The sequence below is a fragment of the Rhodococcus sp. UYP9 genome (assembly GCF_040547235.1).
Classification (GTDB): domain Bacteria; phylum Actinomycetota; class Actinomycetes; order Mycobacteriales; family Mycobacteriaceae; genus Rhodococcoides.
The window spans coordinates 332,993-358,422 of sequence record NZ_JBEPPH010000004.1 but is presented as its reverse complement, the minus strand read 5'-3'; the positions used below and the strand labels follow the sequence as shown (position 1 = coordinate 358,422).

The window sequence follows — 25,430 nt, the reverse complement described above, 5'->3', positions numbered from 1 at the left end:
TGCAGGTGTGTCGATGGAGCTATGGCACAGCGGACCTTCGCTGCGATGTCGCTGCATCAGTGCAGGGGTTGAAAACAAACTCTACCCATGAGTATCAGCCAGTGGTCGGAATTCGCGTCGGATAATTCGGATTTATCCGAACTGCTGGAATATTCGACCGATCGAGACTCGGCAAGGTTACGGAATCGTCACGCCAGAGTCCAACCACGACCCGATCGAGGGGCCCACACGCATGCCTCTTCCCGGCGAAACGACGAAACAGCACCAGGTCCGTGGCCTATACGACCGGTTCCTGATGCTGTTTGCGTACCGATCACACGAGTCAGTATCGACGAGCTCCGTCGAACGGCATCGAGGACACCGGTGCAACCTTGACGGGAACACCTGAGGTGGACGCGTGGATTACGTTGCCGCCGCCTGCGTAGATACCCGAATGCGATCCGCCATAGAAGGAGACGACATCTCCCGGCTGAAGATCGGACTGGGATACCGGAACACCAGCGGACGCCTGGTCGTAGCTCGTACGGGGCAAGCTGACGCCGGCCTGCTTGTACGCCCACTGCACCAGACCCGAGCAATCGAACGAGTCAGGACCGGAAGCGCCGTAGACGTACGGGGACCCGACCTTGGACTCGGCAGCCTGCACTGCCTTCGCAGCCGGAGTGACCTGGGGAGCGATGGGTGCCGGTGCGCCGGGCAGTCCGGGGACGGTCGGCAGCGGGGGCATGCCCGGGATCTCTGGTATTTCGAACGTACCGACACCCGGGATCGTGATGGGGGCCGCCATTGCGGGGGCAGCGGGCAGGATGACCGCGCCGGCAGTGATCGCACCGGCTACGAGTATTCGACGCAATTGACGGGTTGAAGTATGTGACGCCACGAGAGGTTGTGCTCCGTTTCTTCCACTCATCCGCCGACCGAGTTAGCTGACGGGTTCGGGCTGGGAAGATCAGCCCTACCCACCGTTCGCATAAGCGATCCGGCGGGATTCACCCCAGTAGAAATCGGGTTCCCGGTACGGCCACTCCGAAGAGTGCCCGATTAGGCGGTGACTTGCGACGCCACTCCTGTCTGGACTGGCGAGACTCCGCAAGGTCTCAGGAAGGTTACGAAATGGCATCCCTCCGTGTCGACCCCGACGCGCCGAAGAGTCTCGAATATCTGAAGACCGGACTACATCGCACGTAGATCCGCGCTTGAATCACAGGACGGTAACGAAGCACTCCGAGGGGCGTCGCCGTCGGCCACGACCAAACGCAAATGTGGGATGAGACCACCCTCCGCCAGAACCCCGATAGCACCCAGTTCCGCCTGGTCGATGTCTATTTTCGACGCTGCGGACCCGACATCCACACCGGCCGAACCTGCCAGTCTCGGAGCCCCCAGAAGCACGGTTACGACGCAGTCTCCGCACGCGATGTCTCGAACCTTGCAATCACTGCAATCCACAATCATGTGATCCTCGTCTCTTTCGTGTTTCAGCCCGAAATTCCGACTCGTTTCGGGCGAACTTATCGGCGAGGTACGACACGCCTTCCACGAAAGCGGCAACACAGGATTCTGTCGGTACCGCCATCTACCGTCCCGTCCTGTGACCCTTCCGATCCAGCTGACGTTCGATGAACTGGACACCCCGTTGCATCAGACGACTTTCGTGGTCGTCGATTTGGAGACGACGGGCGGCAGCGCCGATACCGAAGCGATCACCGAGATCGGGGCAGTCAAAGTCCGTGGAGGTGAGGTGATCGGAGAGTTCGCCACTCTCGTCGATCCAGGTCGGGCGATTCCGCCTTTCATCGTCGAGCTGACCGGAATCACCTCCGCGATGCTGATCGACGCACCGCGCATCGAGCGTGTACTTCCCGGCTTCCTGGAATTCGCACGGGGCGCAGTGCTCGTCGCGCACAATGCTGGGTTCGATACCGGTTTTCTCCGCGCCGCCGCCAGTCGACTGGACATCGCGTGGCCCAAGTTCCAAGTTCTGTGCACCGTCAAGCTGGCGCGTCGTGTACTCACCCGCGACGAGGCCCCATCCGTGAAGCTGTCGGCTCTCGCATCGTTGTTCGACGTCGGCACCACTCCGACTCACCGCGCCCTGGACGATGCCCGCGCGACGGTGGACGTGCTGCACGCGCTGATCGAGCGCGTCGGAAATCAGGGTGTGCACAGCTACGCCGAACTCGTCGACTATCTCCCGAACGTCTCCGCCGGACAGCGTGCGAAGCGTTCCCTCGCGGCCCACCTCCCCCGCACCCCGGGGGTGTACCTGTTCAAGGGCCCCGGCAAGGAGGTCTTGTACGTCGGTACCTCGACCAATCTGCAACGTCGAGTCCGGAACTACTTCACCGGTTCGGAAACTCGCGGCCGGATGAAGGAGATGGTCAGCCTTGCGGTCGATGTCGACTACGTCGAGTGTGCTCACGGTCTCGAAGCCGGCGTACGCGAACTCCGCTTGCTGAGTGCGCACATCCCGCCGTACAACCGCCGATCGAAGTTCCCCAAGAAGGGATGGTGGATCACTACGACGGTCGAAGCGTTTCCACGGCTTTCCATCGTCAGAACGCCGACGACGAGCTCACTCGGGCCCTTCACAGCGCGAAGTGATGCCGCGGACGCCGCCGCGCTCATCTCCGAATTCGGTTCGATCCGCACCTGCTCCAATCGCATCCCGCGCACCGGCACACACGGACAGAACTGCCCACCGACCGCGGTGGGCGGTTGCGCTGCAGCGACGGCAGGCGTGCTGTCACCCGACGAGTACTCGGTATATCCCGCGCGATTCCACGCTCTGATCGACGGCGTCGACAACGCAATGTTGCACGCGGCGCGAGTGCGGGTCACCCAACTCGCCGACACCGAACTTTTCGAATCGGCCGCCCGTCTGCGTGATCGACTCACCGTTCTCGCCGACATGATCCGAAGAATGCACCGTCTCGCAGCGATCGCGGCCATCACCGAACTCGTGGCCGCCAGGAGAACTACGGAAGGAGGATGGGAACTCGCAGTGATTCGCAACGGGCGGCTGGCGGGCGCGGCTACGACCGCGCGTCGCGTGCACCCGATGCCGGCCGTGGAGGCCATCATCGCCGCCGCCGAGACCGTCATCCCGGACACCACCCCGTTGCGCGGCGCATCGCCCGAGGAGGTGGGCCTCATTGCCCGGTGGCTGGACTCCGACGGCGTCCGCATAGTGCGGACCACCGACGGGTACGCCGAGCCGGCATATGGCGCTGGGGCGTGGAAGGAATGGTGCAGTATCTCTCGCGCCGCGTCCCGCCACGAGTACAGCGCGTCGCCGTACCCCGACCGGTACGCCCTCTAAGCTCGCGGGGGGAGTCGCAACGCACGCGTGTTCGCGCATCGAATGAGGGAGACCCATGATCCACGCCATTGTCATGATCGACGCCGAGGCAAGTGCCATCCCCGAGACCGCGCAAGCAGTGGCGGACGTCGACGGTGTGTCCGAGGTCTATTCGTGTGCGGGAGATGTCGACCTGATCGCCATCGTCAAGGTCCGCGATCATCAGCAGATCGCCGAGGTTGTGACGCAACGGATCAACAAGGTGGCCGGCGTCCTGAATACCGCGACGCACATCGCGTTCCAGTCGTATTCCAGCGCCGACATCGACGCGGGGTTTTCGATCGGCGAGTGAGGCACTTCCGCGCCTAAGCCGGTCGGATCAATCCAGCTCGTTCGACCGGCTCACCCATCGAGCCAGTAGTGTGGCTGCCGCACCGGAGTCGACAGCCTTCGTTGCGCGCACCAACCCTGCAGAGAGAGCGCCGATGATATCGCCGGCATCGATTCCTTCGGATATTCCGGCGTAAGCAGTCAGCGCGGCTGCCGCGTTCAGTAGAACCGCGTCGCGCACCGGGCCGGTCTCTCCGGCTAGAACAGCGTGCACCACTCTCGCGTTGAACGCGGCGTCACCACCTTTGAGCGCGGACAGCGGTACGTAGTCGAACCCGAAGTCCTTCGGATCGATCGTCGTTGCAGTGACCGTGCCTCCTGAGACGACGTGCACGCTGGTAGTGGTGGACAGCGTTATCTCGTCGAGGCCGTCGTCACCGCGGACCACGAGAGCGCTCGTGCCACGGCCGGCGAATACCCCCGCGACGACCGGCACCAGTGCCTCGAATGCGCACCCGATCAAGCCTGATCGCGGCCGACCGGGATTGGTGAGTGGGCCGAGTATATTGAAGACCGTCGGAATCCCGATTTCCTTCCGCGGCGGGCCCGCGAACCGCAGCGCGGGATGAAATACCGGGGCGAAACAGAACCCGATACCGACATCGCGAACGCTTTCGGCAACTCCGCTCGGTCCCAGACCGAACTTGACCCCCAGCGCTTCCAGAACATCGGTCGTACCGCTCTGTGACGATGCCGCTCGATTCCCATGCTTGACCACCGGAGCACCCGCTGCTGCCGCCACGATCGCGGCCATAGTCGAGATGTTCACCGTGTCTGCGCCGTCGCCACCGGTACCGACGACGTCCACCGAATTCGGTTCACTATCGACGAGGGAAGCATGCGCGAGCATCGAGTCGGCAAGTCCTCCCACCTCCGCGGGAGTGGGCCCCTTCATCTTGAGTGCCACCCCGAAGGCAGCAATCTGCGCTGCTGTGGCGTGGTCGGACATGATCTCGTCCATCGCCCAGGCTGTATCGGCGCTCGATAAATCGACCCACGACGTCAATGCCCCGAGAATGCTCTTCCAGGTCCTGCTCGACTCGTCGTTGATCGGTGCGGTCATCTTTTCCCGTGCCTTCCTGAACTGACGGCCATATCTTCGGCACCGGTGTGGCCCGACCGAACCTATGACGCGGTTGCACTACGTCATAGGTTCGCAATGTGGCGAAAGCTTAGTCAGCGACACGGCCTGCGTCGGAAGCAGGCTGTAAGGCGTCCCAGCCCAGCACGATTCCGCCGCGGCGTTGCGCAAGACCAGCCATCCGAGAACGCTCTTGTGAGCAGTGAAGCGCGTCCAGCACCTGTACCCGCTGCAGGACTATCGGCACGCCTCCATCGACGGCGGGCTGGTAGCCGTTGATCTCGGGTGACTCCATCGTCATCGAACCGGGGGCCCGCTCGTAACCGTCTTGGGCAGCGATCGCCGCCGCGTCGTCGATCATGTCCGGCGGCAAGAACAGATGGTGCCGAAGGACGATCTCTTCGTCCTCGACCCATGCATTCTGTTGTCTACCGCGTTGCAACGCCGCAGAGCATGGCTCGGCGTCGTCGAAGGACGATGCCACGACGATCAAATCGGTTCTGGCGGGGTCGAGTGGGATCGACCGAGCGCGAGAAAACCACCGTCGGAACCAAGTCGTCTTACCGTTCGTTGACATGAGGCAACCCTTCCACGACGCACTCACCCGAGCGTGACTGGTGCCGCCGACCAGCGCCTCTACAGGGGAGAGAGCCGACGTCGATGGTCGCGACGCGCCAACACAGGACCCGGGTATGCAATCGGTACTACGGCCAGTCATACTTCTCTTTGTGACGAGCGCTGTAGGGACTCAAGGATCGGCAATCACCCAACGCGTGCACTCGCTGAACCGTCCTAATATGGTCAGCGTCGGCACCATAGTGTGGTTGTCGAGCGAACTAATGTTTTTCGCTGGACTTTTTGCGATGTACTTCGTCGCGAGGGCGCAGGCAAACGGCATCTGGCCACCGGAACCGACCGAGCTGAACCTCGGTCTCGCGGTACCGGTGACAACCGTTCTGATCGCGTCCTCCTTCACCTGCCAGCTAGGCGTATTCGCCGCTGAGCGCGGTGACGTCTTCGGACTGCGACGCTGGTACATCATCACATTGGTCATGGGGACGTTGTTCGTCCTCGGCCAGGGGTACGAGTACTACCACCTGGTAGAAGAGGGCACCACGATCTCCTCGAGCGTCTATGGCTCGGTCTTCTACATCACGACCGGATTCCACGGCCTCCATGTGATCGGTGGACTCATCGCCTTCGTCTTCCTGATCACGCGAACGCTGGTCAGTAAGTTCACGCCCGCTCAGGCAACAGCTGCGATCGTCGTGTCGTACTACTGGCACTTCGTCGACATCGTCTGGATTGCGTTGTTCGCCACCATCTACTTCATCCGCTGATGAATATCGTTGAAGCAAGTGTTTCGACTTCGTCGACAACAATGAACGTCAGGAATCAGCCCCTGGCGTTCAGTCCGTCCCGACACGACAAGGGATAGAAGATGAGCTCATCTCCCCCAGCATCACCCGGCGACAACACAGATATGACGTCAGCCGGTTCTCCTTCAGCAGTGAAGAGTCGTCGGCAGCGCAAGGTTCGCCGCCGTGTGACAGGCGCAGTAGTACTCATGATGGGTCTCATCAGCGCGGGATTTCTTGCGTCGGCTTTGACTCCCACCCCCCAGGTGGCGACAGCCGATCAGGATTCAGCCGCGTTGATCCGCGAGGGTAAGCAGTTGTACGACACGTCCTGTGTCACCTGCCACGGAGTGAACCTGCAGGGCGTGCAGGACCGTGGACCCAGCCTGATCGGTGTCGGCGAAGCCGCTGTCTACTTCCAGGTCTCAACAGGTCGTATGCCTGCGGTTCGCAACGAAGCGCAGGCTGAACGCAAGCCGGCGAAGTTCGACGACAAGCAGATCGACGCATTGGGTGCATATATCCAGGCCAATGGTGGCGGCCCCACCCTGCTTCTCGACAGCAACGGCGAAGTAGCGCAGTCTTCGCTTTCCGACGGTGATATTGCCCGCGGCAGCGAACTCTTCCGTCTCAACTGCGCCTCGTGCCATAACTTCACCGGCCAGGGCGGCGCTTTGTCCTCGGGCAAGTACGCACCCTCGCTCGGACCGGCTTCCGAGCAGGAGATCTACACGGCAATGGTCACGGGCCCGCAGAACATGCCTAAGTTCTCGGACCGTCAACTTACGCAAGAAGAAAAGATCGACATCATCTCTTACGTGAAGTCAGCGCAGGATACGACTGCGCCAGGTGGCTGGGGACTTGGCGGCTTCGGCCCGGGTACCGAGGCACTGGCAATCTGGATCATCGGAATCGGTGCCGTCGTCGGCGCAACGTTGTGGATCGGAGCGAGGTCATGAGTGACGGTGATTCCGGACGCGCGGACGCCGGGCAGACCGGCGGGAACAATGTGGACGTGAACAGGAAGTACACCGACGAAGAACTCGCCGGAATGACGCGTGACCAGCTGGTGACGCTGGGCACCAATCTCGACCACGTCGATGTTGCATTCCGTAGAGATCGTTGGGCAGTACAGGGCACACGCGCCGAGAAGCGCGCTGAACGCAATGTTGCGTTCTGGTTCGCGCTTTCGGGAGTTTCTGCTGTCGCTTTCATCGCGATCTATTTGTTCTGGCCTTGGGAATATGCCGGACTCGGTGAAGAGAGCTACTGGAAGTACACCCTTTACACTCCGCTGATCGGCCTGACCATGGGTCTCGCGATCCTCGGTGTAGGTGTCGGTGCAGTCCAGTTCACCAAGAAGTTCATTCCTGAAGAGGTTTCCATTCAGGACCGCCACGATGGATCTTCTTCCGAGGTGGACCGACAGACTGTCGTTGCCCAGCTGAGTGATTCGCTCGACACGTCGACCATCGGACGACGCAAGGTGATCAAGCGATCATTGTTCTTCGGCGGCGGCGCACTCGGAATCATGGCCATTCTGCCCCTGGGGGGCCTGGTCAAGAACCCGTGGGCCGAGGGTGACAAATCTCCTCTGTGGGTCTCCGGTTGGACTCCGCGCTACCCTGGAGAAACGATCTACCTTCGGCGCGATACCGGTCGTCCCCATGACGTCGTTCTGGTCCGCCCAGAGGATATGGATGCCGGAGCCATGGAAACAGTATTTCCATTCCGCGAGGCCGACCGCGACGACGATCACGCCTTGCTCAAATCACTTCGTGGAATTCGCAACGCGACCATGCTTATCCGTCTCCGCTCTGAGGACACGGCCAAGGTCATCAAGCGCAAGAACCAGGAAAGCTTCAATTACGGCGACTACTTCGCCTACTCGAAGATCTGTACCCACCTGGGTTGCCCGACGTCGCTGTACGAGCAGCAGACCAACCGGATTCTGTGCCCGTGCCACCAGTCGCAGTTCGACGCACTCGAGTATGCCAAGCCGATCTTCGGACCGGCTGCTCGCGCTCTGCCGCAGCTGCCTATCACCGTTAACGAAGAAGGTTTCTTAGTAGCGGACGGGGATTACATCGAAGCTCTCGGACCCGCCTTCTGGGAGCGTAGACCGGAGACCGATTCATGAGTCCTTCACTGCAAGCCCTCGCTGCCAAGCAGGCCGACGACGTCGACAGTCGTTACCACCTGGCGCCTGGCATACGTCGACAGATCAACAAAGTCTTCCCGACCCACTGGTCATTTCTTCTCGGCGAGATCGCGCTCTACAGCTTCGTAATCCTGTTGATCTCAGGCACGTTCTTGACGTTGTTCTTCGACCCGTCGATGAGCGAGGTCGAATACAACGGCATCTACGAGCCTCTTCGTGGCGTCACGATGTCTCGGGCATACGAAACAGCGTTGAACATCTCTTTCGAGGTGCGCGGCGGTTTGTTCATGCGACAGATCCACCACTGGGCAGCACTGATGTTCGCTGCTTCGATCATCGTTCACATGATGCGTATCTTCTTCACCGGTGCGTTCCGCAGACCACGTGAAGCCAACTGGGTCATCGGCTGCTTGCTTCTCATCTTGGCGATGTTCGAGGGCTTCTTCGGCTACACGCTTCCCGACGACCTGCTGTCCGGCACCGGCCTTCGTGCCGCGTTCTCCGGCATTTCGATGAGTGTTCCCGTCATCGGAACGTGGTTGCACTGGTTGGTGTTCGACGGCGACTTCCCGGGCACGATCATCATTCCGCGCTTGTACGTTGCGCACGTGCTGTTGCTACCCGCCATCATCCTGGCGCTGATCGCAGCTCACCTCGCACTTGTTTGGTACCAGAAGCACACGCAGTTCCCCGGACCCGGCCGCACCGAGACCAACGTCGTCGGCGTCCGTATCTTGCCGGTCTTCGCCGTAAAGTCCGGTGCATTCTTCGCCGTCACGTTCGGTGTCCTTGCGCTCATGGGTGGCCTCGTCCAGGTGAACCCGGTCTGGAATATCGGACCGTACAACCCATCTCAGGTCTCGGCCGGCTCTCAGCCCGACTTCTACATGATGTGGACGGACGGCTTGGCTCGACTGTGGCCCGCGTGGGACATCTACATCGCAGGTCGCTACACGATCCCCGCAGTCTTCGCTGTCGCACTGATCATGGGTCTGGTCTTCACGGTGATGATCATGTATCCGTGGATCGAGAAGCGCCTCACGGGCGATCGGGCACACCACAACCTGCTTCAGCGCCCACGCGACGTACCGGTCCGGACTGCGATCGGCGCGATGGTCCTGGCGTTCTACCTGGTTCTGACTATCTCGTGCGTCAACGACATCATCGCGTACAAATTCGATATCTCACTCAACGCGATGACGTGGATCGGTCGAATCGGAATGCTGATTCTGCCTCCGATCGCGTACTTCGTTGCGTACCGGTTCTGCATCGGCCTGCAGCGCAGCGACCGCACTGTTCTCGATCACGGCATCGAGACCGGAATCATCAAGCGTCTGCCGCACGGCCAGTACGTCGAGGTCCACCAGCCACTCGGGCCGGTCGACAGCCACGGACACCCGATCCCACTCGAATATCAGGGTGCGGCGATTCCGAAGAAGATGAACAAGCTCGGATCTGCTGGAAAGCCAGGATCAGGTTCACTGTTCCGACCAGATCCGGTTGCCGAGAGCAAGGCTCTGGAAGAAGCTCTGCACCACGGTGAGGTCGAGCAGTTGAACATGCTGAAGAACTATCAGCTACAGCTCAACGGTCACTCGAACGGCAATGGAACCAACGGTCATGGAACCAACGGTCATGGAACCAACGGCCATTCGAACGGCAACGGCAACGGCAACGGCAACGGTTCCGCGAAACATGCTGTAGACCGCGAAGACAGTGAGAGCGAGACCTAGAGGTTCTCGACGAACATAAGAAGGGCGGCACCCATCGGGTGTCGCCCTTCTTCGCGTTGAATGCCGGCCGTGTACGTAGTAGCCGGTCCCGAAATCCGCGCAGGCTCGCATCCATCAGACGCCCCCTCCCCTCCCCCGCCGGGCGCGCGTCCACCTGTGCGTCGTCCGGCAGAGGGTCGTTTCATCTGTCGAGGACGAAAGACAGCGGTTCCGCATCATGTTCTCGCAGAGTTGGGACGAGCGCAGATAGTGCACTATTCCAGTTCTTTCGACGCGACATGCGAAACGGGAAGACCTGAAACGGCGACCCGCTGGCGGTCAAACGCGGCGGCTCGCCTCGCGATGTTCCGAGGCGCGAGTACGACATCGTTGCTACCCGATTCTTGGAGGTCGACGACTATCCCCGACCACATCATCGACTCCACTACTGATGCCACAGCGGTGTCGGGTACCCTCGCTGCACGCCGTTCCGAAATCAACGGTCACCGTGTAGGTAGTTGGGCATCTCGTTCCAAGTGGTGTCTGCGCGAAAACACCACTCGCACGAACCTGTCGGCATCCGGGCTCTGGCCGCGACTACGAGAGAGTGCCCACTGGCTGCTCGAGCTCGTTCTCCGGCAGATGGATGGGAGTCGTGCTGCGATAGTGACCGATCACCGAGAGTGCAACACCAGCGAGAATCCATGCCAGCAGCACGACCCATTCGTGCAACGAAGAGGCGTCCGGGAAATAGTTGACCTCGCGTACTAGGCTCGCCGCCGCCCCTGGTACGAAGTACTGCCCGATCCCGCCCCACGGTCCCGCAATGAACTGGTACGGGAGTACCGCGCCGGAGATCGGATTGCCGATCAGCATGGTGATCACCGCACCCACACCGATGCCCGGTGCCCGGTGCCCCCAGGAGTGCATTCAGACCGACGATTGTCGAGGCGGCCCGTGACACTGCCCGCGCTACGCTCACCTTCTGCCAGGGCTACATCGTCCGAGCCGCCGTGCTGGGACAACAGGACCTGCAGTCGTCGATTTCTGCCGTGGAGCTACTCATGCCGTCTTCGGACCACCGACCATAGCGACGTTCGTCAGGAACGTGAGCAGCAACGATCCACCGAGAGGGGTCCATGTGGGTACCGGCGGACGGGATTCGCCGCTCCACGCTCGGTTCTAGGCACAGATCATCTGCAGGCCGATACAAAGCAAGGCGCTGACCGCCCCGGTAGGGACGATCAGCGCCTTGGCTGGAGTCTAGAGACCGACTACATGCAGGTCAGTGCTTTTCTGGTCCGATGTGGTACTCGAATACCAGTCCGGCCGCTGCGGCCAGAACCAGCACGATTCCCAACGCCATCAGCCACGGGATGAAGAACGCAAAGCCAACTGCCGTGACCGCTGCAGCTCCCGCAAGGCTGATCGGCCAGAAGCTACCGGGGCTGAAGAAGCCCAAGTCGCCGGCGCCGTCGCTGATCTCAGCGTCGTCGAAGTCCTCTGGACGTGTGTCCAAGCGTCGAGCGACGAATCGGAAGTACGTACCGATGATGAGGGTCAGGCCGAACGACAGAGCAATTGCGGTGACGCCTGCCCACTCGACGCCGGTTCGGGAGAACCCGGTGAACACCGCGTACACAATCCCGACGAGAAGGAAGAAGACAGTCAGGATCTCAAAGATCTTGGCTTCGATTTTCATATCAGCATTCTTCCTTGGTCAGTTGCCGTCAGCAACGGATTCAGACTTCTGCGTACGGTCGGTCGTGAACGGGATGGTGCTGGTGGAGACCGGCGACTGCCCGATTGCCTCCAGCGCCTGCGCGTTCGTCAAAGCCTTGCCGCCTTCGCTCTTCGGCTTACGCGACTCGATGTACTGCTGGAAGTCGTCCGGGGATACCGCACGAACTTCGAAGTTCATCATGGCGTGATAAGTGCCGCACATTTCGGTGCATCGACCGACGAAGGAGCCTTCTCGTTCGATCTCAGAGATCTGGAAGACGTTATCGGAGTGGTTTTCCTTCGGGTTCGGCATCACGTCGCGCTTGAACAGGAACTCGGGGACCCAGAAGCCGTGAATGACATCGGACGAGGCCAGTACGAATTCGATACGCTTGCCGGTCGGAAGCACGAGAACAGGGATCTCGTCGCTGGTGCCGACTGTCTCGATCTTGTTGTAGTGCAGGTACGACAGATCCTGTGGGCTCACACCGTGGATGGCTCCCGGAACGATCTCGCCGTCTTCACTGCCTTGAGCTTCGCCCTCGGGCGGGGAGGCTGCAGCTTCCGCGGCCGCCTGCGCCTCGAGGTCGGTGCCCTCGTACTTGACGACGCCGTCCTTGAGGTCGATGGTCTGGTATCCGAACTTCCAGTTCCACTGGAATGCGGTCACGTCGACGGTGACGTCGGGATCGGACTGCTTGTCACCGACGTAGTTCTGCACGACCACGGTGAAGTAGAAGAGCACGGCGATGATGACGAACGGCACGGCTGTGTAGAACAGCTCCAATGGCACGTTGTACGCCGTCTGCCGAGGGAACTCCGGAGAGTCCTTCTTCTTACGGTGGAAGATGACCACCCAAAAGATCAATGCCCAGACGATGATGCCCATGACAAGTGCCGCGACCACGGACCAAGTCCACAATTCACGAATACGTGTGCTCTGTGGAGTGATGCCCGACGGAAAACCGAAGCGCAAAACTTCACTGTCGATGGAACAACCCGACAACAGCACAGCGGCTAAGCCAAGAACTGTTGTCAGCCCGGCTCGCCGAAGGATCCGACTCTGCGCCACGTTCACGCCTTCCTGATCGCCCACCACTGAAGAATAAGGGCCTCCACATGGAGTTGCCCTAGTACTACGCAGCGTAGACCAAAGCTGCCGCAAGACCACTGTTGGGTCGCTACCTTCGAGCGCGTCGCGTCTGCGGCATACTCGGACCCGGGCGCTCGCCTTACGACTACCGACCCCGTCGGGCGAGTGTCGGTTGAACCGATCCCTAATTGGAAAAGAGGTAGTGGACTCTGTGTGTGGACTACTAGGCCTGCTCACGTCGGCCGGCACGGACGACGCAGGAGTCGACCTCGTCGGTTCCGCCATGCATTGCATGCGTCACCGCGGGCCTGACGAACCTGGCACTTGGCACGACGAAGACGTAGTTTTCGGATTCAACCGACTGTCGATCATCGATATCGAGCATTCGCATCAGCCACTTCGCTGGGGACCCGCCGACAATCCGACGCGCTATGCGATGACGTTCAACGGGGAGATCTACAACTACCTGGAACTACGTGAGGAGTTGACGCGCGAGCACGACGCTGTCTTCTTCACCGAGGGCGACGGCGAGTCGATCGTCGCAGCATTCCACTACTGGGGTCACGATGCGCTGCGCCGATTGCGAGGAATGTTCGCCTTCGCAATCTGGGACACCGAGACTCGCGAGATGTTCCTGGCCAGAGATCCGTTCGGCATCAAGCCACTGTTCATCGCAACCGGGCCAGGCGGTACTGCGTTCGGGAGCGAGAAGAAGAGCCTTCTCGAACTGACCGATCTGATCGGTATCGGTACCGAACTCGACCCGCGAGCGATCCAGCACTACACCGTTCTTCAATACGTTCCGGAGCCCGAGACGTTGCATCGAGAGATCCGGCGACTCGAATCGGGTTGCTCGGCTGCCTTCTCCCCCGGCACACAGCCGAAGATCACTCGTTACTTCACTCCGAAGTTCCCGGTGAAGCCGTTCGTAGCCGGTTCGGAGACGGCGAGGTATCAGGAGATCACCGACGCACTCGAGGATTCCGTTGCCAAGCACATGCGCGCGGATGTCACGGTCGGCGCGTTCCTGTCCGGCGGGATCGACTCGACAGCGATCGCAGCACTGGCGATACGCCACAATCCGAATCTGATCACCTTCACCACCGGATTCGAGCGCGACGGCTATTCCGAGGTAGACGTCGCCGCCGAGTCTGCTGCGGCGATCGGTGCCAAACACGTCGTGAAGGTCGTCGGGCCAGAAGAGTTTGCATCGTCGATTCCCGAGATCGTCTGGTACCTCGACGATCCGGTGGCCGATCCCGCACTGGTGCCGCTCTACTTCGTGGCCAAGGAAGCCCGCAAGCATGTGAAGGTCGTACTCTCCGGTGAGGGCGCGGACGAATTGTTCGGTGGCTACACCATCTATCGAGAGCCACTGTCCCTCAAGCCTTTCGATTATCTTCCACGCGGATTGCGTCGCGCCGCAGGAGCCCTCAGCGACAAGATCCCCGACGGTACGCGCGGCAAGAGTTTGCTTCATCGCGGATCCATGACGCTCGAGGATCGTTATTACGGGAATGCCCGAAGCTTCGGCGACGCTCAGCTCCGCGCAGTTCTGCGGGATTTCCGTCCGGAGTGGACCCACACCGATGTGACGGCACCGATCTACGCGCAGACTCGAGGCTGGGATCCGGTTGCGCGTATGCAGCATCTGGATCTGTTCACTTGGCTACGTGGCGACATCCTGGTAAAGGCCGACAAGATCACGATGGCCAACTCGCTGGAGTTGCGCGTCCCATTCCTGGACTCCGAGGTTTTTGCCGTCGCCGAGAGGTTGCCTCTCGACCAGAAGATCACCAAGGACACGACGAAGTACGCACTGCGCAAGTCGTTGGAGGGCATCGTCCCGGGGCATGTCCTCAACCGCGCGAAGCTGGGATTCCCTGTTCCGCTTCGCCATTGGCTTCGGGGTCCCGAATTGTTCGACTGGGCGCACCAACAGATCGCCGAGTCCGAAACGGATCACATCCTGAACAAGGCTGCGGTCACCGCAATGCTGAACGAGCATCGCGACGGCAAGTCCGATCACAGTCGTCGTCTGTGGACCGTTCTCATCTTCATGATCTGGCATGGGATTTTCGTGGAAAAGCGCATCGTTCCGAAGATCAGCGAGCCGACCTACCCGGTCGAAATCTGATCTTTCCGGACACAGGTTCCGCTGGATGACAGAAAGGGACCGTCACAACCGTGTAGACGGTTGTGACGGTCCCTTTCTTTGCGATGAACGCCAGGCTAAGCCGGGAGCAGCGCTCCGATCTGCTCGGCCGCGGTAGCTCCGTAGGCCGAACTCAGACGCTTGAGTGCGTCATCTCGAACGAAAGTCCACTCTTGAGTGCCGGTGGTCTCGAGGACGAGGACCGCGACATAGGAACCCAGCTGTGCTGCCCGCTCGACGGAAGCGCCGGCGAGATGGGCCATGAGGAAGCCGGCCCGGAAGCCGTCGCCCACTCCGGTCGGATCCACTTTGCTGGTCTCGGGAACCACGTCCACGTGCGTGCGCACGCCGTCGGGAGTGACGATCTCGACGCCGGACTTGCCTAGCGTCGTGACCCGGATGCCGACCTTGGCCGCGATCTCCGTCTCCGACAGGCCCGACTTCTGACGCAGCAGTCCCCACTCGTATTCGTTGGTGAAGAGATACGCCGCACCCTCGATGAGACCGACCGCTTGTTGACCGGTCAGACGCGCGAGTTGCTGCGACGGATCTGCCGCGAAAGGAATGTTCAGCGCTCGGCACTGCTGAGTGTGGGCGATCATCGCGTCAGGATCGTTGGCGCCTACCAATACCAATTCCAACGTTCGTCCTGCGGACAGTTCCTCGATCGAGATTTCACGCGCTTCACTCATCGCACCCGGGTAGAACGACGCAATCTGAGCCATGTCCACGTCAGTGGTGCAGACGAAGCGCGCAGTGTGAGCTGTCGCCGACACGCGTACCGCGGTGCAATCGACTCCGTTGGACTCCAGCCAAGACCGATACTCACCGAAGTCCGGCCCGACAGCACCCACCAGGAGCGGGGATCCACCCAACACACCCAGGGCATAGGCAATGTTGCCGCCGACTCCACCTTTTCTGATGACCAGATCGTCGACGAGGAAGCTCAGCGAGATATTGGAGAGCTGGTCTGCAACCAACTGCTCGGCGAACTTGCCCGGGAACCGCATCAGATGATCGGTGGCTATCGATCCCGATACCGCGAGAGTCACGTGCTTGAGCCTTTCGATGGTGGTCGGAGCGAGATCCATGCTAGTGCGCGGCGCCCCGAACTTGGTGCGAACACAACTCTGACCGGTACTGGCAAATGCAGTACCGGTCAGAGTTGATGATTCAGATCAGTTGAACGAATCGCCGCAGGCACATGAGCCCGTTGCGTTCGGATTGTCGATCGTGAAGCCCTGCTTCTCGATGGTGTCCACGAAGTCGATGGATGCACCCTCGACGTACGGAGCGCTCATCCGGTCGACAGCCAGCGTGACTCCGTTGAAGTCCACTGCGAGGTCGCCGTCGAGGCTGCGATCGTCGAAGAAGAGCTGATAGCGCAGGCCCGCACAACCACCGGGCTGCACAGCAACGCGCAGCGCGAGGTCGTCGCGTCCTTCTTGGTCCAGCAGCGCCTTGGCCTTCGATGATGCAGCTTCAGTCATCGTGACCTTGTGCGTGATGGTTTCGTTCGAGACGGTCATGGGCTCTCCCTATCAGTCGTACTCAACCCGTGAACGACTCAACCGTACTCCGCGCACAGGTATTCCTCACAGCCCGCCGCGTAATGCTCCAGTACCTTGATCGACCTGTTGTGCTGCGTACTCGGCCAAAAGCTCGAGTTGTGGCCCGGCATCGGTCATCGCCTTGGCCACGGAACCGGCGAACTCGGCTACGGAATACGCTCCAGAAAGACCTGCTGCTTCCCACTGTGCGGTCTCTAGAGCTATCTGACCTGCAAGGACTATCGTCGGCGCTCCGGATCGCGCGCCTGCGGATGCAAGTTCGGTGACGAGCTTGCCCCGAAGGGACTGACTGTCGAATTTGCCTTCACCGGTGATGACGAGATCGACCGACGCCAGTAGATCTGCCTGGTCGGTGAGTTCGGCCACCACGGCCGCGCCGGACTCACGCCGCCCGCCCAACGCAAACAGTGCCGCACCGATGCCTCCAGCAGCACCCGCACCCGGCAGCTCTGCGACGTCGGCTCCAGCCTCGCGTTCCAACTTCACGGCCCATTCGCGGTTGAGCTCTTCGAGAACATCGACCATCGCGGCATCCGCGCCTTTCTGTGGCCCGAAGACATGCGCTGCGCCGTGCTCGCCCAGTAACGGGTTCTCGACGTCGGTGGCAGCGACCAGTTCGACCGACTGCAGTCGTGCGACGGCATCGGCCAGTCCACCGAGTGCACGGACCATCCCCCGTCCGCCGTCGGTACAACTACTGCCGCCGAGACCGACGAACACCCTCTCGATGCCGTCGACACCCAGAGCAGCAACGATCAGCTGGCCGACGCCGTCGCTACTTGCCCGCAATGCACTGCGAGTGGTCGGTGGACCATCGAGGAGACTCAATCCACACGCCTGTGCGGCTTCGATGAACGCTGTCCGGCCGTCGAGCAGCCACCGCGCCCTGACCCGCTTCCCGAGTGGTCCGTCCACGTCGAGTTCGCGCACTTCGCCACGACCGACGGCCAACACGTCGACGAATCCCGGACCGCCGTCCGATTGTGGCGCCAACACGAGCTCGTCCCCCGGACGTCCGAGTCGCCAACCTCTAGCGATTGCGTCGGCCGCCTCGTTCGCGCTCAGTGTGTTGCCGAACGAATCGGGCGCAATCATCACTCGCATCGTCGAAAGTCTAGGTCGACAGTGGAGATGCGGCATGTCGAGGCCGCCGTGCTCGAGGAGCCTTCGCGGACGCAAGTTGGTGTGGCCGATGTTCACCTATTCGCTTCCATCCCATAGCCTGGGTGAGTGAAGTTGCTACGCCGCGGAAACTCTGACAATTCGGACAAGCACGATTCGGCCTCGGTCGAGTCGGCAGCGACGGATGTGTCGCCGCCGAACGAGATCGTCGGCAAAGGTCGCCCCACGCCGAAACGGCGTGAGGCCGAAGCCCGACGCCGCGGTCCGGTCGCGCCACCGCCGATGACGAGCAAAGAGGCCCGCGAGCGTCGCAAGGCGAACAAGGGAACCAAAGTCGACCGCAAGAAGGCATCCGAGGAGCGCCGGGCCTCCTCGGCCGACCGCCGCGCGCGGATGCTCGCCGGTGAGGACAAATTTCTACTTCCGCGGGACAAGGGCCCCGTTCGGGCATACGCCCGTGATCTCGTAGATGCGCGCCGGAATCTGGTCGGTTTGTTCATGCCGCTTGCGCTTCTGTTGATCTTCGCGCTCTTCCTCGATCCGGCCGTTCAGGCGTATGTCACGCTGGCGATGTTCGTGATGATGCTGTTCATGGTCGGCGAGGGAATCTTCATCGGCCGCCAGATCAACAATCGCGTTCGTGCTCGCTTCCCCGACACCACCGACGGTGGATTCAAGCTCGGGTGGTACGCGTTCGTTCGTGCTTCGCAAATCCGCAAGATGCGCGCCCCGGCGCCTCGCGTCAACCGCGGCGCAGCTGTCTGACACCATGACGCTGCCCAAGCGCACACTGCTGCTCGGTGGCGCGCGATCGGGCAAGTCCAGCCACGCCGAACACCTCGCGGCTGCGACAGGACCGGTCAGATACGTGGCAACCGGCCGAAGACGCCCCGGTGATGCCGATTGGGACGCGCGGATAGAAGAACATCGAGTTCGACGGCCGGCCACGTGGACGACCGTGGAAGCGACCACGAACCTGCCCCAGCTGATCGTCGACGAGACACCGGGTGTCACGCTCGTCGACGATCTCGGCACCTGGCTGACCCACACCATCGACGACCGGTCAGCCTGGGACAGCCCGCGCGGCACGATCGCGGCGGAGATCGACGCGCTCGTCGACGCCGTTGCGCAGTGCACGGGCACCCTTTTGCTGGTCACTCCCGAAGTGGGGTTGTCCGTAATCCCCCACACTCGGGCGGGCAGACTGTTCCAAGACGAGATCGGCGTACTCAATTCCCGGCTGGCCGAGGTCTGTGACGACGTCGTACTCGTCGTGGCGGGCCTTCCCCTCGCACTCAAGTGTGCCGGGGTTCCACCTTTCCGAAAGGCTGAGCAGCAACCGTGACGTCCGAAACAACCGAGAACTCGACGCCGTTGCGTCCGGTCACTCCGCCGTCGCCGCAGGCCCGCTCTGCGGCGTCGGAACGACAGAAGTCGTTGACCAAACCTGCCGGCAGTCTCGGTCGACTCGAAGAGATCGGTGAGTGGATTTCGGCGTGCCAAGATCAGTGTCCGCCCCACGCGCTGGTCCGACCTCGGGTCGTTGTGTTTGCCGGTGATCACGGTGTTGCGGCCCACGGGGTTTCGGCCTATCCCGCCGAGGTGACCATTCAGATGGTGGCCAATATCGCGGCCGGTGGCGCTGCGGTCAATGCACTGGCCGCAGGGGCGGGCGCAACGGTCCGTGTCGTCGATATCGCTGTCGACTCGGATACGGACACCACGATCAGCCGGTACAAGGTCCGAAGGTCGAGCGGTTCGATCGATCGTGAGGATGCGTTGTCGGAGTCCGAGGTTCGGGCTGCGATCGAGGCCGGTCGCGCAATCGCGGACGAGGAAATCGACGGCGGTGCAGACCTGCTGATCGCCGGTGACATGGGAATCGGAAACACTACTCCGGCAACGACATTGATCGCAGTAATCACCGACACCGAACCGGTGGCCGCAGTAGGTCGCGGCACCGGCGTCGACGATGCCGGGTGGATCCGCAAGACGGCGGCGATTCGGGATGCGATGCGGCGTGCCCGTCCGGTCGTGAAGGATTCCGTTGCGCTGCTTCGCGTTGCCGGTGGCGCCGATCTTGCCGCCATGGCAGGGTTCCTCGCCCAAGCTGCACACCGTCGTACGCCTGTCATTCTCGATGGGCTCGTCGTCACGGCGGCCGCGTTGGTTGCGGAGGAGTCGGCGCGAGGGGCACGTGAATGGTGGATCGCCGGCCATCGCTCGTCCGAACCTGCTCACTCGATTGCATTGCGTCACTTGAGAATCGAACCCCTACTCGAGCTCGACATGCGACTCGGCGAGGGCTCGGGCGCTCTCGCCGCACTACCTTTGGTGCACGCGGCCATCGCCGCGCTGAAGGACATGTCGACTTTTGCAGATGCAGGTGTGAGCACCCGAGCCGCCAAGCCCGAAGCGCCGTCCGAGGCCTGAGAAGTGCATTCGATATGGGTGGGCCCTCGCCTGGCCCTGTCCTGGTTGACTGTCCTTCCAGTGCGGGGGCCGAACCACATAGACCGGGATGATGCCCGCAAAGCCATGTCGTCAGCCCCTGTCGTCGGATTGTTGCTCGGCATGTTCGCGGCAGGCGCGGTGTGGTGTGCGGACGCACTCTCGCTCGGTGGACTGCTCGGCGGACTGCTCGGCGTCGGCGCGCTTGCCCTGCTGACACGCGGCATGCATATCGACGGCCTGGCCGATACGGCAGACGGTCTCGGTTGCTACGGACCGCCCGAACGAGCTCGTGAAGTCATGCAGAGTGGAAGCGCCGGGCCGTTCGGAGTCGCCGCACTCGTCCTCACCCTCGCAATCCAGGCTGCCGGCTTCGGTCTGCTGGCGGAGCAGCAGGCTTTCTACTCGATAGCCTTGGCCGTTGCGGTCGGTCGTGTCGCCGTCGTCATCGCGTGCAGAGGCGGGACGCTTCCAGCCGTCGACCACGGGTTCGGAGCACTCGTTGCCGGTACCCAAAGCCGCATAGTGGTCGGTCTCTGGTGTGCCGCAGCGCTTGTCGCAGCGGCCGGAAGCGTGGACGGCCGCTGGTGGCAAGGCCCCGTAGTCGTCGCAGCAGTGTTGGCGATCGGCGTTGTTCTCGTGCGCCACTGTGTCCGACGGTTCGGTGGTCTCAGCGGCGACGTGCTGGGCGCAGCTCTGGAAATAACCACAACCCTCACTGTCGTGGGTTTGCTGATCGGATCCTGAACTCAGCCGAGCTTGGTCATCCACCCATGAGTGTCGGCGAACGTGCCGCGCTGAATGCCGGTCAAGGTATCGCGCAGGGCGAGAGTGATGTTGCCCGGTTCTCCGTCGGCGATCGTGAACGCACCGTCCGCTGACTTGACGCTGCCGACGGGAGTGATGACTGCCGCGGTTCCGCAGGCGAATACCTCGGTGATGTCACCGGACTCCGCTTTCTTCTGCCACTCATCGGTCGAGATGCGTCGCTCTTCCACCGGGATTCCGGAGTCGGTCGCCAACGCCAGGAGTGAATCGCGGGTAATTCCCGGGAGCAAGGACCCGGAGAGCGAGGGCGTGACCAAACGGGCGTCGGAACCGGAGCCGAAGACGAAGAACAGGTTCATGCCACCCATTTCCTCGACGAAGCGGCGCTCGATCGCGTCCAGCCAGACAACCTGGTCACAGCCCTGATCGCTGGCCTGCGCCTGCGCAAGCAGCGATGCCGCGTAGTTGCCGGCAAATTTGGCGGCTCCGGTACCACCGGGAGCGGCGCGTACGTACTCGGTCGACAGCCACACGCTGACCGGTTTAACACCACGAGGGAAGTACGCCCCAGCAGGTGAAGCAATGAGCATGTACCGGTACGCGTCCGCGGGCCGGACACCGAGCCCTGCCTCGGTAGAGAACATGAATGGACGAAGGTAGAGGGCGTCCTCGCCACCGGCCGCCGGGATCCACTCGCGATCCACGGCAAGCAACTCCTCGATCGAGGAGGTGAACAGCTCCGTGGGAAGCTCCGGCATCGCCAACCGCCTCGCCGAGGATTTGAACCGCTCGGCGTTGGAATCGACGCGGAACGAGGAGAGATCGCCGTTGGGCTGACGGTAAACTTTCAACCCTTCAAAAATCGCCTGTCCGTAGTGCAGGACCATCGCAGCCGGATCCAACTCGATCGGGCCGTACGGCGCGATGGTCGCGCCGTACCAGCCCTTCTCCGAGGTGTAGTCGATCACTGCCATGTGATCGGTGAAGAACTTCCCGAACCCGGGCGCCGCCAATACTGCTTCTCTGACCTCCGAAGGAGCCGGAGAAGGATGCTGCACACGGGTGAATTCGGGAACGCCTGTCATGCACTGAGCTTATCGAACGCGTCGAAGCCCGCTCACTTGGTATTCGCTGCAACGAAAGGCGGGGCGACGATCTCACATCGCAGTGCGCGGCCACGGACATCGACCTCGACGATGTCACCCGGCTCCACCCCCGCTGTGGCGTCTACTAGTGCAAGCGCAATTCCGACCCCGAGCGTGGGCGAGAACGTCCCTGACGTCGTGACGCCGACCACGCCGCCGTCCGCCACGACGTTCTGTCCCTGCCGCAGTACCCCGCGGTCGAGAGCCTTGACGCCACGGAGGACTCGCGCCGGACCCGCCGCCTTTTCTGCCAGCAGAGCGTCCCTGCCCCAGAATCGGTCCTTCTTCCATCCGATCGCCCAACCACATCGGGCTTGAAGCGGCGAGATGTCCAGCGAGAGCTCATGTCCGTGGAGTGGATAACCCATCTCGGTACGCAAGGTATCTCGCGCGCCGAGGCCTGCTACCTGACCGTCGGAAAGCTTCACGACGTCGACGAGGGCACGGAAGAGTGCCTCGGCGTCGTTCCACGAGCAGACCAGTTCGTATCCGTGCTCACCGGTGTAACCCGTGCGGCACACGCGCACCGGCACCTCGTTGCCTTCGGCGTCGGACCACTGCGCGTCGACGAAAGCCATGTACTCCAAATCCACTGGGAGACCCAACTGCTCGACCACAGCGCGAGAATCTGGCCCTTGCACCGCGAACACGCCGAAATCGCGATGCTGGTCGCGAACGACGACGCCTTCGGGAGCCTCGGCGGTCAACGCGGCGACGACCGACGCGGTGTTGGCGGCGTTCGGAATCAGGAACACCTCTTCGGGCGAGACGAAGTAGGCGATCAAATCGTCCACCACTCCCCCGGACGTGTTGCAACACAACGTGTATTGCGCCTTCCCTGGGCCCACTCGGGTGAGGTCGTTGGTCAGCGTGGAGTTGACGAAGTCCGCCGCACCGGGTCCATCGACCGACGCCTTTCCGAGATGACTGACGTCGAAGACGCCGACGGAGGCACGGACTGCCTTGTGCTCCGCTACGACACCAACGTAGGAGACTGGCATTTCCCATCCGCCGAAAGGCGCGAACGTCGCTCCCAGTTCGACGTGGACGGCGTGTACGGGTCCGCGAGCAAGTTCTTCTGCACTCATAGCGGCCAACGCTAGCGGACGGCCGCCCGTCGGGCCCGAGTCACTACGATCGTGTACGACCGGGAACAATCAATACTTCAGGAGCTGCCACGTGCCATCGACTTCACCCCGCACTCTCGGACCCGAGCTGGCGCTGGCCGGCCGCCTCGGAAAAGATGTCGACGTTCTCGTCGTCGCACTCAGTACAAGTGAAGACGGACTGGAACTCGTCATCACCGACGACATCTCCGGAGATGCGCTCGCCGCCGAGTTGCTCGATGCCTTCGAGGCTGTCGGTGCAACAGGCAAGGCTGACGAGATCACCCGCATTCCCGCCCCCGCAGCGCTGGACGTGACGAGTGTCCTCGCAGTCGGGCTGGGTAAGTCGGCCGACATCGACATCGAACGCATCCGCCGGTCCGCCGGTACTGCAGCTCGCGCGCTGTCGGGTACTGCGATCGCGGCGACGACGCTCTCCGCCCTCGACTTGGGCGCTGCGGCAGAAGGTTTCTTCCTCGGTGCCTATACCTTCACCGAGTTCAGATCTGCACTGTCGGCACCTACTCCGGAAGCCGGGCCCCTCGGGCGCGTCGAACTGCTCGTCGCCGACCCCCGCGCACGTGAGGCCAAGGACGAGCTGACCCGTTCCGTTGCCATTGCGGAGTCAGTCGCGATCGCCCGCGACTTCGTGAACACCCCACCCAGCCACCTGTACCCGGAGGAGTTCGCCGCACGCGCGAAGGCACTGGGCACCGACGTCGGACTGAGTGTCGAAATTCTCGACGACAAGGCCTTGGAGAAGGGCGGCTACGGCGGAATCCACGGCGTCGGCAAGGGTTCTTCACGTCTGCCCAGGTTGGTGCGTCTGACGCATTCCGGTGGTAAACGTAAGTCCAAGAAGGTGGCGTTGGTCGGAAAGGGAATCACTTTCGACACCGGCGGCATCTCGATCAAGCCTGCTGCCGGCATGGAAAACATGACCTCTGACATGGCCGGTGCTGCGGCCGTGATCGCGACGGTGATTCTCGCTGCCAAGGTGGGTCTCGAACTCGACGTCGTCGCCACGGTTCCCATGGCGGAGAACATGCCGTCCGGCACTGCACAACGGCCGGGCGACGTACTGACGCAGTACGGCGGCATCACGGTCGAGGTCATCAACACCGACGCCGAAGGACGACTGGTACTCGCCGACGCCATCGTGCGTGCGTGCGAAGACGATCCCGACTACCTGATCGATACCGCAACGCTGACGGGCGCGCAGGTCGTTGCACTCGGCAACCGGACGCCGGGAGTCATGGGCACCGACGAGTTCCGCGACCGCGTCGCCGAGATTTCGCAGGCTGTGGGCGAAGACGCTTGGGCCATGCCGCTCCCAGGTGAAATTCGACGCGAGTTGGACTCGAGAGTCGCCGATCTCGCCAACGTCACCAACGGACGCGCGGGCGGAATGCTGGCTGCGGCATTGTTCCTGAAGGAGTTCGTGGCGGACGGCGTTCAGTGGGCGCATATCGACGTCGCCGGTCCGGCATTCAACACCGGCGGCCCGTTCGGCTACATCGGCAAGGGCGGAACCGGAGTACCGGTCCGCACGATGTTCGCCGTTCTCGAAGACATCGTCGAGAACGGTTAGACGCGTCACACCATGTGGTTGATTCGAGTGCGTCCGGGGGGCGCTCGGATCAGTACCGCTATTCGGTAGCCCTGCGCTCGATAATTTTCTGTCGAGCATCGTGATCTCGCATCCGCTGGGGATAGCCCGTCTTTCGGACGTCGTAGACGGGGATCTTCAGGTCGGGTCCAAGCTTTCTGATGTGTTTCTCATCCACGACGCGCCGTGTCCACTCACCATCGTTTGCCACCAGAACGACAGTGACAGGAGTCACTGTCGTCTTCGGCTCCACGAATGCTTCGACGCCGATTCTCGCCGCCGTCCAGTCCGCGAGATACTGCGCTACCGACCCCTCTCGGGGGCCTCTACCTTTGCCACTGCGTCGAGTGAGGCGATCGAACAAACTCACTGAACCACTCCTGTCTTGGGTGCGTGAAGATCGACCTTCGCGTTCGCACAAGCCTTGTTACTCATGAGTTTGCCAGTGCGAGGGCGGCCCCTCGGGGAACGTGGGAACTCCAAGGATGGAAGGATGAAGATAGAGGGTTCAACTCTCTCGTTGTAGAGAACGATTTCCGGTCTCGTCGAAAGGGCGTCTACGTGTCTGCAGTAAAAGTCCGTGGATCGTGGAAAGACGTTTTCTTCGATTCGGCGCGGACACAGACAGCGCCGAAGATCGCAATTAACGCAAGTATCGTCCGCGAACCTTGCAACGCCAGCACAA

The 25,430-nt window shown here is 61.8% G+C and carries 24 protein-coding genes and 1 riboswitch; of the genes, 12 read left to right on the top strand and 12 right to left on the bottom strand.

From position 1 onward, the window contains the following. Positions 1 to 322 precede the first annotated feature (322 nt). Entirely contained in the window at positions 323 to 880 is a 558-nt protein-coding gene (locus ABIB36_RS14465) for a C40 family peptidase (protein WP_502944938.1), read from the bottom strand. A 16-nt stretch (positions 881 to 896) separates the two neighbouring features. Beyond that, positions 897 to 1,058, bottom strand: a riboswitch (cyclic di-AMP (ydaO/yuaA leader). A 533-nt stretch (positions 1,059 to 1,591) separates the two neighbouring features. On the opposite strand from ABIB36_RS14465, the gene ABIB36_RS14460 reads away from it, so the two are divergent. Beyond that, the gene (locus ABIB36_RS14460; protein ID WP_354562042.1) at positions 1,592 to 3,322 is read left to right on the top strand and encodes a DEDD exonuclease domain-containing protein; all 1,731 of its coding nucleotides are present in this window, start codon (positions 1,592 to 1,594) and stop codon (positions 3,320 to 3,322) included. A gap of 55 nt (positions 3,323 to 3,377) precedes the next feature. After that, the gene (locus ABIB36_RS14455; RefSeq protein ID WP_084346641.1) at positions 3,378 to 3,653 is read left to right on the top strand and encodes an Lrp/AsnC family transcriptional regulator; all 276 of its coding nucleotides are present in this window, start codon (positions 3,378 to 3,380) and stop codon (positions 3,651 to 3,653) included. 27 nt (positions 3,654 to 3,680) lie between these two features. On the opposite strand, the gene trpD is transcribed toward ABIB36_RS14455, so the two are convergent. After that, positions 3,681 to 4,754 carry an anthranilate phosphoribosyltransferase gene (gene trpD, locus ABIB36_RS14450; protein WP_084346642.1) on the bottom strand — a complete coding sequence of 358 codons (1,074 nt, stop codon included), beginning with the start codon at positions 4,752 to 4,754 and terminating at the stop codon, positions 3,681 to 3,683. Positions 4,755 to 4,863: 109 nt separating this feature from the next. Then, complete coding sequence (locus tag ABIB36_RS14445) at positions 4,864 to 5,349, bottom strand: hypothetical protein (RefSeq protein WP_084346643.1); 486 nt, start codon at positions 5,347 to 5,349, stop codon at positions 4,864 to 4,866. A gap of 151 nt (positions 5,350 to 5,500) precedes the next feature. On the opposite strand from ABIB36_RS14445, the gene ctaE reads away from it, so the two are divergent. The 4 genes from ctaE (at position 5,501) to qcrB (ending at position 10,024) form a co-directional block, all read left to right on the top strand. Next, positions 5,501 to 6,112, top strand: coding sequence for an aa3-type cytochrome oxidase subunit III (gene ctaE, locus ABIB36_RS14440; protein WP_084346779.1), 612 nt, complete (start codon positions 5,501 to 5,503; stop codon positions 6,110 to 6,112). A 143-nt stretch (positions 6,113 to 6,255) separates the two neighbouring features. Beyond that, a complete protein-coding gene (qcrC, locus tag ABIB36_RS14435) occupies positions 6,256 to 7,089 on the top strand; it encodes a cytochrome bc1 complex diheme cytochrome c subunit (protein WP_256895602.1) in 834 nt (277 codons plus the stop codon). Then, positions 7,086 to 8,270 carry a cytochrome bc1 complex Rieske iron-sulfur subunit gene (gene qcrA, locus ABIB36_RS14430; protein WP_084346780.1) on the top strand — a complete coding sequence of 395 codons (1,185 nt, stop codon included), beginning with the start codon at positions 7,086 to 7,088 and terminating at the stop codon, positions 8,268 to 8,270. Before qcrC ends, qcrA begins: the two co-directional genes overlap by 4 nt. Beyond that, entirely contained in the window at positions 8,267 to 10,024 is a 1,758-nt protein-coding gene (gene qcrB, locus ABIB36_RS14425; RefSeq protein ID WP_354562039.1) for a cytochrome bc1 complex cytochrome b subunit, read from the top strand. The genes qcrA and qcrB overlap by 4 nt, the downstream gene beginning before the upstream one ends. 576 nt (positions 10,025 to 10,600) lie before the next feature. Here qcrB and ABIB36_RS14420 read toward each other — a convergent pair. The 3 genes from ABIB36_RS14420 to ctaC form a co-directional block, all read right to left on the bottom strand. Beyond that, a complete protein-coding gene (locus ABIB36_RS14420; RefSeq protein WP_354562037.1) occupies positions 10,601 to 10,933 on the bottom strand; it encodes a hypothetical protein in 333 nt (110 codons plus the stop codon). A 355-nt stretch (positions 10,934 to 11,288) separates the two neighbouring features. Further along, positions 11,289 to 11,705 (bottom strand): cytochrome c oxidase subunit 4, encoded by a 417-nt coding sequence (locus tag ABIB36_RS14415; RefSeq protein ID WP_084346647.1) that lies wholly within the window; start codon positions 11,703 to 11,705, stop codon positions 11,289 to 11,291. An 18-nt stretch (positions 11,706 to 11,723) separates the two neighbouring features. Further along, a complete protein-coding gene (gene ctaC, locus ABIB36_RS14410) occupies positions 11,724 to 12,803 on the bottom strand; it encodes an aa3-type cytochrome oxidase subunit II (RefSeq protein WP_084346781.1) in 1,080 nt (359 codons plus the stop codon). 226 nt (positions 12,804 to 13,029) lie between these two features. Between ctaC and asnB the strand changes: the two genes are divergently transcribed. Next, positions 13,030 to 14,955, top strand: a complete 1,926-nt coding sequence (gene asnB / locus ABIB36_RS14405; protein ID WP_354562268.1) for an asparagine synthase (glutamine-hydrolyzing) — start codon at positions 13,030 to 13,032, stop codon at positions 14,953 to 14,955. Positions 14,956 to 15,050: 95 nt separating this feature from the next. On the opposite strand, the gene ABIB36_RS14400 is transcribed toward asnB, so the two are convergent. From ABIB36_RS14400 to ABIB36_RS14390, 3 genes are all read right to left on the bottom strand, one after another. Beyond that, positions 15,051 to 16,025, bottom strand: coding sequence for a carbohydrate kinase family protein (locus ABIB36_RS14400; protein ID WP_354562266.1), 975 nt, complete (start codon positions 16,023 to 16,025; stop codon positions 15,051 to 15,053). A 126-nt stretch (positions 16,026 to 16,151) separates the two neighbouring features. Then, positions 16,152 to 16,502: a HesB/IscA family protein gene (locus ABIB36_RS14395; RefSeq protein WP_084346648.1), complete on the bottom strand. Its 351-nt coding sequence runs from the start codon at positions 16,500 to 16,502 to the stop codon at positions 16,152 to 16,154. A gap of 66 nt (positions 16,503 to 16,568) precedes the next feature. Beyond that, positions 16,569 to 17,648: a glycerate kinase family protein gene (locus ABIB36_RS14390; protein WP_354562034.1), complete on the bottom strand. Its 1,080-nt coding sequence runs from the start codon at positions 17,646 to 17,648 to the stop codon at positions 16,569 to 16,571. Positions 17,649 to 17,774: 126 nt separating this feature from the next. Between ABIB36_RS14390 and ABIB36_RS14385 the strand changes: the two genes are divergently transcribed. From ABIB36_RS14385 to ABIB36_RS14370, 4 genes are read left to right on the top strand one after another with little or no spacing between them, the layout of a single operon-like run. Further along, the gene (locus tag ABIB36_RS14385; protein ID WP_354562032.1) at positions 17,775 to 18,431 is read left to right on the top strand and encodes a DUF3043 domain-containing protein; all 657 of its coding nucleotides are present in this window, start codon (positions 17,775 to 17,777) and stop codon (positions 18,429 to 18,431) included. Between the two features lie 4 nt (positions 18,432 to 18,435). Then, entirely contained in the window at positions 18,436 to 19,011 is a 576-nt protein-coding gene (gene cobU, locus ABIB36_RS14380) for a bifunctional adenosylcobinamide kinase/adenosylcobinamide-phosphate guanylyltransferase (protein ID WP_084346651.1), read from the top strand. Continuing rightward, on the top strand, positions 19,008 to 20,099 hold the full coding sequence (gene cobT, locus ABIB36_RS14375) for a nicotinate-nucleotide--dimethylbenzimidazole phosphoribosyltransferase (RefSeq protein ID WP_084346652.1): 1,092 nt from the start codon (positions 19,008 to 19,010) through the stop codon (positions 20,097 to 20,099). The genes cobU and cobT overlap by 4 nt, the downstream gene beginning before the upstream one ends. Before the next feature lie 12 nt (positions 20,100 to 20,111). Next, complete coding sequence (locus tag ABIB36_RS14370) at positions 20,112 to 20,864, top strand: adenosylcobinamide-GDP ribazoletransferase (protein ID WP_084346784.1); 753 nt, start codon at positions 20,112 to 20,114, stop codon at positions 20,862 to 20,864. Between the two features lie 2 nt (positions 20,865 to 20,866). Here the strand turns inward: ABIB36_RS14370 and ABIB36_RS14365 are convergent, their stop codons facing one another. Beyond that, positions 20,867 to 21,970, bottom strand: a complete 1,104-nt coding sequence (locus ABIB36_RS14365; RefSeq protein ID WP_084346653.1) for a branched-chain amino acid aminotransferase — start codon at positions 21,968 to 21,970, stop codon at positions 20,867 to 20,869. 32 nt (positions 21,971 to 22,002) lie between these two features. Beyond that, positions 22,003 to 23,118, bottom strand: coding sequence for a glycine cleavage system aminomethyltransferase GcvT (gene gcvT / locus ABIB36_RS14360; RefSeq protein WP_084346654.1), 1,116 nt, complete (start codon positions 23,116 to 23,118; stop codon positions 22,003 to 22,005). 91 nt (positions 23,119 to 23,209) lie between these two features. Between gcvT and ABIB36_RS14355 the strand changes: the two genes are divergently transcribed. Next, a complete protein-coding gene (locus tag ABIB36_RS14355; protein ID WP_084346655.1) occupies positions 23,210 to 24,727 on the top strand; it encodes a leucyl aminopeptidase in 1,518 nt (505 codons plus the stop codon). Between the two features lie 58 nt (positions 24,728 to 24,785). Here ABIB36_RS14355 and ABIB36_RS14350 read toward each other — a convergent pair whose 3' ends face one another. Next, entirely contained in the window at positions 24,786 to 25,115 is a 330-nt protein-coding gene (locus tag ABIB36_RS14350) for an oxidoreductase (protein WP_084346656.1), read from the bottom strand. Between the last annotated feature and the right edge of the window lie 315 nt (positions 25,116 to 25,430).